Origin of the sequence: Paenibacillus chondroitinus NBRC 15376 (assembly GCF_004000765.1) — a bacterium.
In the GTDB taxonomy this organism is placed as follows: domain Bacteria; phylum Bacillota; class Bacilli; order Paenibacillales; family NBRC-103111; genus Paenibacillus_E; species Paenibacillus_E chondroitinus.
Genome location: NZ_BILW01000087.1, coordinates 1 through 6924, shown reverse-complemented (window position 1 = coordinate 6924; position 6924 = coordinate 1). Strand labels below are relative to the sequence as shown.

The window sequence follows — 6924 nt, the reverse complement described above, 5'->3', positions numbered from 1 at the left end:
CCGGTTGGACCTGTGAAGCCTCTTGCACCAGCAGCCCCTGTAGAGCCGGTTGGACCTGTGGATCCTTTTGCACCAGCAGTACCGGCAGAGCCGGTTGCACCTGTAGATCCTCTTGCACCAGCAGCTCCTGTAGAACCGGTTGCACCTGTGTAGCCTGTTGCACCAGCAGTTCCTTGCGGTCCAGGAGGGCCACCTGAAGGTCCAGTAGCCCCAGTAGCACCTTGTGGCCCCATCGGTGCTATAACGTTTATTTGAGGTGGAGGACAATGAACTCTTACTATTTTTTTTACTAATTTCCGTTTTTTACCATTCTTTTTTATATGACAAGATGAGTGGTGGTGTTTCTTTTTGCACCTGCATATTTTATAATTTGATGACTTCAAAGTCAGTTACCTCTTTTCTACTCAGAGTTATTTTTACAAATTCCATAACAGATTGGGGTTGAGACAATCCAACTACATTTCCCGAAATTTCCTGAAATAATCCTTTATAGAGATGTAATTCACAAAAGGAAAGATTGGTACATTCCCGTTTTGCTTCGCAGTTGGTCAAAAAAGGCCGGTACCCGATGAACCTCCATGGGCAAACACACATATTTTGTGCTATATGCTTTTAGGAGGAATGTTAAGATGCTAAAACCTACAAAGACTGTACAAACCCTGGAAAACGGGATATTCGAAATAAGCGGAATCGATTCTGTCGAGAAATATTTAAAGGCTGTCGATCAAATTTATCAGATGGTATGCCCGCCAAAACAACCCCAAGCTTGTGAGCTTTGGTTTAGAGGCGTTAAGAGCACGACTTACAATTTGGATCCTTCGATCTCAAGAGGCCTTGGAGCCCAATCTGAAATTGTCTATTTGTCTAAATTTCGATCTCTTGCGTATCCGTATTTAGGCAATGTCCCTTACTTCCCTTATTCAGAAGATAAACTCCATTCTTATTGGGGGTGGCTTTTTTTGATGCAACACTATAGTGTGCCTACCCGCCTTTTGGATTGGTCTCGAGAGGCGCTCGTTGCACTTCTATTTGCCCTTGGAGAACCGACAAACACGCTAGAAGAAACCACTGACAAAGCAGTTTGGCTTTTAAGTCCTGTCACATTAAATCAAACGTTTCGGTTCTATAATTACCTCAAACCAGGCTATATTCCAAATGTCAGTGAGCCCGCCTTCACCGCACTTTTTGGCCCAAATGCCAAAAGTGACAATGTGAAAGCTGCTGCAGCCATCGGTCCGCTTAACAATCCTAGAATTATCAAACAAGCTGGAACGTTTACGGTATATCCGCTTGCAAGAAAAATTGTTCCGCTGGACTTACTTCCAGATAGCTCCAAGTACTTATATAAAATAATTATAAAAAAAGGTGCTCGTGAATCCATGAACAATCAACTTCTTCACTATGGATTATCGGAGCACGACCTGTACCCTGGACTTGAAAACGTAGCTGCAGATATCAGGCAAGAGATAGAATCGGAAGGTTTAAAATCAAATCAAACCCATGTATCACTGAAGTCCCGAACAAAATAAGCTTGACAATTGCTTTTGAAAATAAAGGGAATATATTGGCGGTAGCTTAGGATAGAGATGCGTTATCTCAACAAAGCTGCCGCGTTTTTTTTAGAATTTGAAGAACTCATTAGCCTGGTAGTGCTGGTATTTAAGTTTGCCTTCTTCAAATTCTGTTTGGCTTAATGGCCATTTCGTTCACATCCTCTTTTTCAAATAAGATATTCACACTCCTAAAAAATTGATTTAGACATATAACCATCACCATGCAATGGAAAATCAGATGCTAGAACGCAGGTAAGAATTTAGTCCTCCAAATGAAACTAGGGAGCAGATCACCTGCTCAAACTTGAGTGAGTCGGTATAGAATCTGCGTTCGCCACCTTTTCCCTCGCCTCGTTCAGAATGAACAGCACACGCTTCTCCTTGAGATGAAATGCTCCTTATACCACTCTGCATACTCCTGATCCGTCTTCTCTGGAGACTTATCCAACGGTTAAGGAATTTGAATTCATGTCTGACGTCTCAAAAATCCACTTTACAAACCGTTGGTCGGTTTAGTTTATGCAGTTAATCAGAAAATCTCTTTTTACGAGCATTACACGGGTCTTGGAGATAAAAACGAGTAGGAGAGTGGGCAAATATGAGCTTTAACAGGTATGAGATTGGATTAAAAGTAATGAATGAGGTAGTTGGGAACATGGGAAGTCACACACGTGAGCCTTTAAAGGAAATTGCCCCTGACTTCGAAAATGTTATTAGAATTTCCTTTTAGGGACATCTAAAGCCGTGCGAGATTAGATCTAAAATCTCGTGAAATCGCAACTGTTGCAGCATTAACTGCTCTGGGATATGCTACACCTCAACTAAAAGTTCATGTTAACGGCGCACTGAATGTAGGCTGTACTAAAGAAGAAATTGTAGAAATAATGATGCAGATGGCAGTTTACATTGGGTTCCCAGCAGGACTCAATGGGCTAAATGCTGCAAGAGAAGTCTTTAATGCAAGAAATTAATAATCTAAGGGGGACAGTCAAGATGGAGAGCCAACACATTTCATTTACATGGATTGGATTCGGTGGATTTTATATAAAAACTTCGAAAGGTAAGGATATTTTAATAGACTCATGGGTTAAGAACAATCCAGTTTGCCCAGAAGTTATAAGAAACATTGAAAAAGTTGACTATATCTTTTTTACTCATGCGCATCGTGATCACGCTGAGGATGCAGTGTGGCTTGCCCAGAAAACTGGAGCGGTAGTATTAGCTGGCTGGGAGTTGGCCTTTATTCTGCAGAAGAGAGGGGTACAAAATACAGTTGCTATAAACAAGGGAAGAACTAGAAGGTTCGGAGATATAACCGTTACATCGGTACATGCCGATCATACTGCGGCATTCGTTGACGGAGATCAACTACTTTATGGCGGAGAGCCAATGGGTTATATTATTAAGTTTGAAAATGGAAAAACAATTTATCATGCCGGGGACACGAATGTATTTGGTGATATGGCGTTAATTGCCGAACTCTATGAGCCTGAGATCGCCTTATTACCAATTGGGGATGTTTATACAATGCCTCCTCGTGAAGCCGCCAAAGCTGTACGACTCTTGAACGTAAAGAATGTAATACCGACACATTTTGGTGGGTTTGATTTTTTAACTGGTAGACTCAGAGACCTTTTAAGTTTACTATCCCATGTACATGATCTTACTGTGCATGATATTAAACCAGGGGATTCCATCCTTGTTAGGTAACCGAAAATGGGTATAAGTAAGATGCCACTTGGTACTTTTTTGCCATGTGTATCCGCCAGTCTGGTTGATTTGATCCATTTGAGGCTGGAATCGCTAAGTCTCTTCGCCATCTTCATAAGTTGTTTCACTATTGTTCAACAACGAAGAAATACTAGACAGGCCTTCATGTTGTTGAGATAAGAAAACAATTAATAACTGAATGAGCAGTTGTGGTGCAAAGCTCTAATTTATGATAACGCTTTAGAAACGAAATTGGATATATTTAAATGGAAGCAATATGAATCAACAATCATACTAACGACGATTATGAGATGGGTGCATGAATTTGGACCAGAAATCGACAAACGAATCCGCTCCTTTTTGAAACCAACAAATGACTCCTGGAGGACTGACGAAACCTACATCAAAGTTAAAGATCAGTGGAAGAGCCGTTGATTCTATGGGGAAAACTATTGATTTCATGTTATCTGAAAATCGGGATATGCAGGCAGCTAAACGCTTCTTTATAAAGGCTCTGTCCTCTCCACATACTCAAATTCCACGTGTAATCATCTTGGATAAAAATCCAGCATATCCACCAGCCATACAAGAATTAATTAATGATTAATCCTTACCAAAAGAAACCGTAATTAGACAGACAAAGTATCTAAAGAACATTGTAAAGCAAGATCACAGATTAATAAAGAAAATAACAAAAATGCTTGGTTTCAAATCGTATCTTACAGCGGACCAGACGTTAAAGGGAATTGAAGCTTTGCATATGATAAGGAAAGGGCAGGCTGATGATAATTCGACTGCCCTCACTGCTGTTGAATGGCTAAATAAGATATTTGGTTTAGTGGCATAGACAAAGTATAGTCTGTCGGGTAACTGCGAACTTTTTTAAATCTTTGCCCCAGAACCACGAAGCTTACCCCTTATTTAAATTTTTGTTAAAATGCAGATATTGATTCGAACATATTAAAACAAAGCTATATCGATAGACATCAGCACAGGGATGCGTTTGTGCAAAAGCATAGTGAACATATTCGGCCCAATGTCCTCAAAGAGATACAAAAATTTCGTGGTTGTGGAGATCCTGGAGATGGATTTAAAATTCTATTTTGCGAAGGTTTTGCCACGATATAATGAGAGTGCCGTATCGCTGCAAAGGACGCGTCTGTACAACCGCTCCTGGTGAAACGGAAGAATGGAGTCGAGTATTGATGGAAGACGTCCTCCAAGTTAATCATCGTCATGTTGTATTTACCATTGATGAAGGGCTTTGGGGTGTCTTTTTATGCTGTAAAAGCCAACATAGCACATTGCTGGTTGTATCTTGAGAACATTGAGTGCTTCTGTATGGAACCCTTGAATATCGTAACGTATGGCATCGTTAAGGCGCATATAATTATTTTATCTAAAATTCAAGAATATAAAGATCAATGCTTTGAAAATTTGTCGGTTAAATGATTGCCCAAATCCAGGCATTATAATCGAACAGAGGACAGCTAATATTCTCAATTGAAGAGCCGCCACTTTTTTTGCATTCATTAGCTTTGAATGTCGTAGATCATAAAGTTCAATTCACTTCACTTTTTGGGAATCCATTTTAGAACAAATACTCTAGTGAGAGTTCCGGTCAACATATAGAATATGAACGAATAGAAGTAGTTCCAGCCATAATATGCAACTGCATCAATCCAGATAGAAAACGGTTCACCAATAAATGCAAAAATAAGTGCTTGCATGAATAAAGCAAAGGAGAATGTTTTCCAAGTCGAAAAATATTGAAAAATCAACATTTGAGCTACGGGTACTATCGAAAAATCAAAAGGCAACTCAAAAACAGAGTACGGTATTAATTTTGTTGGATAGATCCAGATACCAAAGTCTGCACCAAATTCGTCTGTAATAATTGAAATAATCAGCACGATTAGTCCAAAAAACCAAATAATTGGTGCCCGTTTGCGGTCTATAAGTTTTATGAGGACGATCCAAGGGATAATGATCATTCCAAGTAAAAACCACCAAGTCCAAGTAAAGAGATTTTCATTTATCCATAGCTGATATTCAAAAAATGCATGCGATTCCTGCATATCATGTAATTGATCTTTTGTCATTTTCCACCTACAACGCTATGTATTTTTCTTAATTGTTTCCCACATCATGTTAGCTTAAACTTCTTTCTTTGAATAACTTCCAACTGAGTAAAAGCTTGAAATTGCGTACAAGGCTGAATATTGAAGAACACAAAATGAACCACCTTACCGGATTCCGAACGGTAAAAGTGGTAAGGGGAGTAATTGTAGAAGAAGCCCTAAATAATAATGTATTCCAGGATCACTATAAATGTTGTAGTTAGAAGCTTATAATTGAATAATAAGTATCATCCGAGATGTGTGCAATAATTATGAGCGGAAAGGCGCTAGCTTTAAATGAATATACACTTAAACCAATGGTTGAACTAATTATGCTCCCCTGTCGATTCGATTAGCGTAATTGATTTGAGTATTTTCGTGAGGATTAACATGTACGGCTTCGATATCTTTACTTTTTAGCCACCCAGCTAGGCTGAACCAGTAGTGGCCAGTCGGTTCCATACTAACGATAACTTGATATAATTTATATGAAGCTAACAAGTCACCAATCCAACGGTCGAGCGACTTAAAGCCATCTTCGTCATTACTAAACACTAAAAGATTGCCGAGAGTGACACCTCTAAAGTTAACCGCTCTGGCAACATGTGTCTCCTGAGCGATGTCTACACCAACAACAATATGATTAACAGTAATGTTTTCAATGAGTTGATTTTGCTTATCTTGTGATTTAAACTTCATACTAGAGCGTCCTCATGGATGATGGAATTAAAGGGCTTTTAACCCGTAGCGTACTTCCATCGTACAGAGGCGCTCGTTTTTTTACAAAACTGAAATTTATCCATCTACAGGAATCTAACGCAGAACTATAGCTCAATAACACAACTAATGAGGCTGCCGGCATGATCGGCAGCCTCCATTACGTTAACGGACAAAATACTGAGATGTGTAAGGTAATATTCATTATGGATATTGACTGCAACATTGGTGTTATGGTTTATACTTACACTATTCAATGGAAAAGAAGGTGAACTGAATGGAGCAACGAAATCTGGTGGTCCTAAGCATATCCGGAAGCCTTCGCAATCAATCAATCAATTCACGGCTGCTCTCGTCCATCGAGGGAATAATGCCCACGGGTGTGGAGTTTCGTCGGTACGATGGGCTGGCGAGATTACCTCATTTTAGCCCCGACTTAGATGCTGACGAAGCCGAACCTCATGAGGCAGTGTATGAATGGCGGGAACAGTTGCGGTCAGCGGATGCAATCATCATATGTACACCGGAATATGCGCGCGGAGTGCCAGGATCGCTTAAGAACGCGCTCGATTGGGTTGTCTCCTCGAGTGAGTTCATGAATATGCCAACGGCGGTTATCAGTGCCTCCCCGCATCCCGATGGTGGAACGACAGCGCTAGCATCATTGATACTTACACTTAAGATGATGAGCGCAGCGATTCCCGACGAAGCAACTCTAGCTGTTCCGTTTGTCAGTAAGAAGCTCGATCCGGACGGGAGTGTGATAGACATGAATACTTTATCATCGTTGGGTAATCTCGTTCGGGCATTGATCCAGTCTTTAC

The 6924-nt window shown here is 40.3% G+C and carries 4 protein-coding genes and 5 pseudogenes; 6 read left to right on the top strand and 3 right to left on the bottom strand.

The window, feature by feature from the left end; all coding sequences use genetic code 11:
• Positions 1-233: pseudogene (locus tag PCH02S_RS35095) on the bottom strand (collagen-like protein); the annotation flags it as partial.
• Between the two features lie 396 nt (positions 234-629).
• On the opposite strand from PCH02S_RS35095, the gene PCH02S_RS35090 reads away from it, so the two are divergent.
• The 5 genes and pseudogenes from PCH02S_RS35090 to PCH02S_RS37175 all read left to right on the top strand — a co-directional run.
• A complete protein-coding gene (locus PCH02S_RS35090) occupies positions 630-1529 on the top strand; it encodes an FRG domain-containing protein (protein ID WP_218033200.1) in 900 nt (299 codons plus the stop codon).
• A 622-nt stretch (positions 1530-2151) separates the two neighbouring features.
• Positions 2152-2524 (top strand): annotated as a pseudogene (locus PCH02S_RS35085) (carboxymuconolactone decarboxylase family protein).
• Complete coding sequence (locus PCH02S_RS35080) at positions 2511-3263, top strand: metal-dependent hydrolase (protein WP_246069434.1); 753 nt, start codon at positions 2511-2513, stop codon at positions 3261-3263. The pseudogene PCH02S_RS35085 and the gene PCH02S_RS35080 overlap by 14 nt, the downstream one beginning before the upstream one ends.
• 225 nt (positions 3264-3488) lie before the next feature.
• A pseudogene (locus tag PCH02S_RS35075) lies at positions 3489-4110 on the top strand (IS6 family transposase).
• Positions 4111-4208: 98 nt separating this feature from the next.
• Positions 4209-4543 (top strand): annotated as a pseudogene (locus PCH02S_RS37175) (transposase zinc-binding domain-containing protein); the annotation flags it as partial.
• A gap of 291 nt (positions 4544-4834) precedes the next feature.
• On the opposite strand, the gene PCH02S_RS35065 reads toward PCH02S_RS37175, so the two are convergent.
• The gene (locus PCH02S_RS35065; RefSeq protein ID WP_127458737.1) at positions 4835-5365 is read right to left on the bottom strand and encodes a CBO0543 family protein; all 531 of its coding nucleotides are present in this window, start codon (positions 5363-5365) and stop codon (positions 4835-4837) included.
• Positions 5366-5761: 396 nt separating this feature from the next.
• Positions 5762-6082, bottom strand: a pseudogene (locus PCH02S_RS35060) (IS110 family transposase); the annotation flags it as partial.
• Positions 6083-6395: 313 nt separating this feature from the next.
• Between PCH02S_RS35060 and PCH02S_RS35055 the strand changes: the two are divergent.
• Positions 6396-6924, top strand: a 529-nt coding sequence (locus tag PCH02S_RS35055) for an NADPH-dependent FMN reductase (protein WP_246069432.1), incomplete at its 3' end; no start/stop codon positions are given.

Bases quoted from the DNA above. Each gene is read 5' to 3' on its own strand.
- PCH02S_RS35080 (WP_246069434.1), top strand. From the start codon at position 2,511: ATGCAAGAAATTAATAATCTAAGGGGGACAGTCAAGATGGAGAGCCAA.
- PCH02S_RS35090 (WP_218033200.1), top strand. From the start codon at position 630: ATGCTAAAACCTACAAAGACTGTACAAACCCTGGAAAACGGGATATTC.
- PCH02S_RS35065 (WP_127458737.1), bottom strand. From the start codon at position 5,365: ATGACAAAAGATCAATTACATGATATGCAGGAATCGCATGCATTTTTT.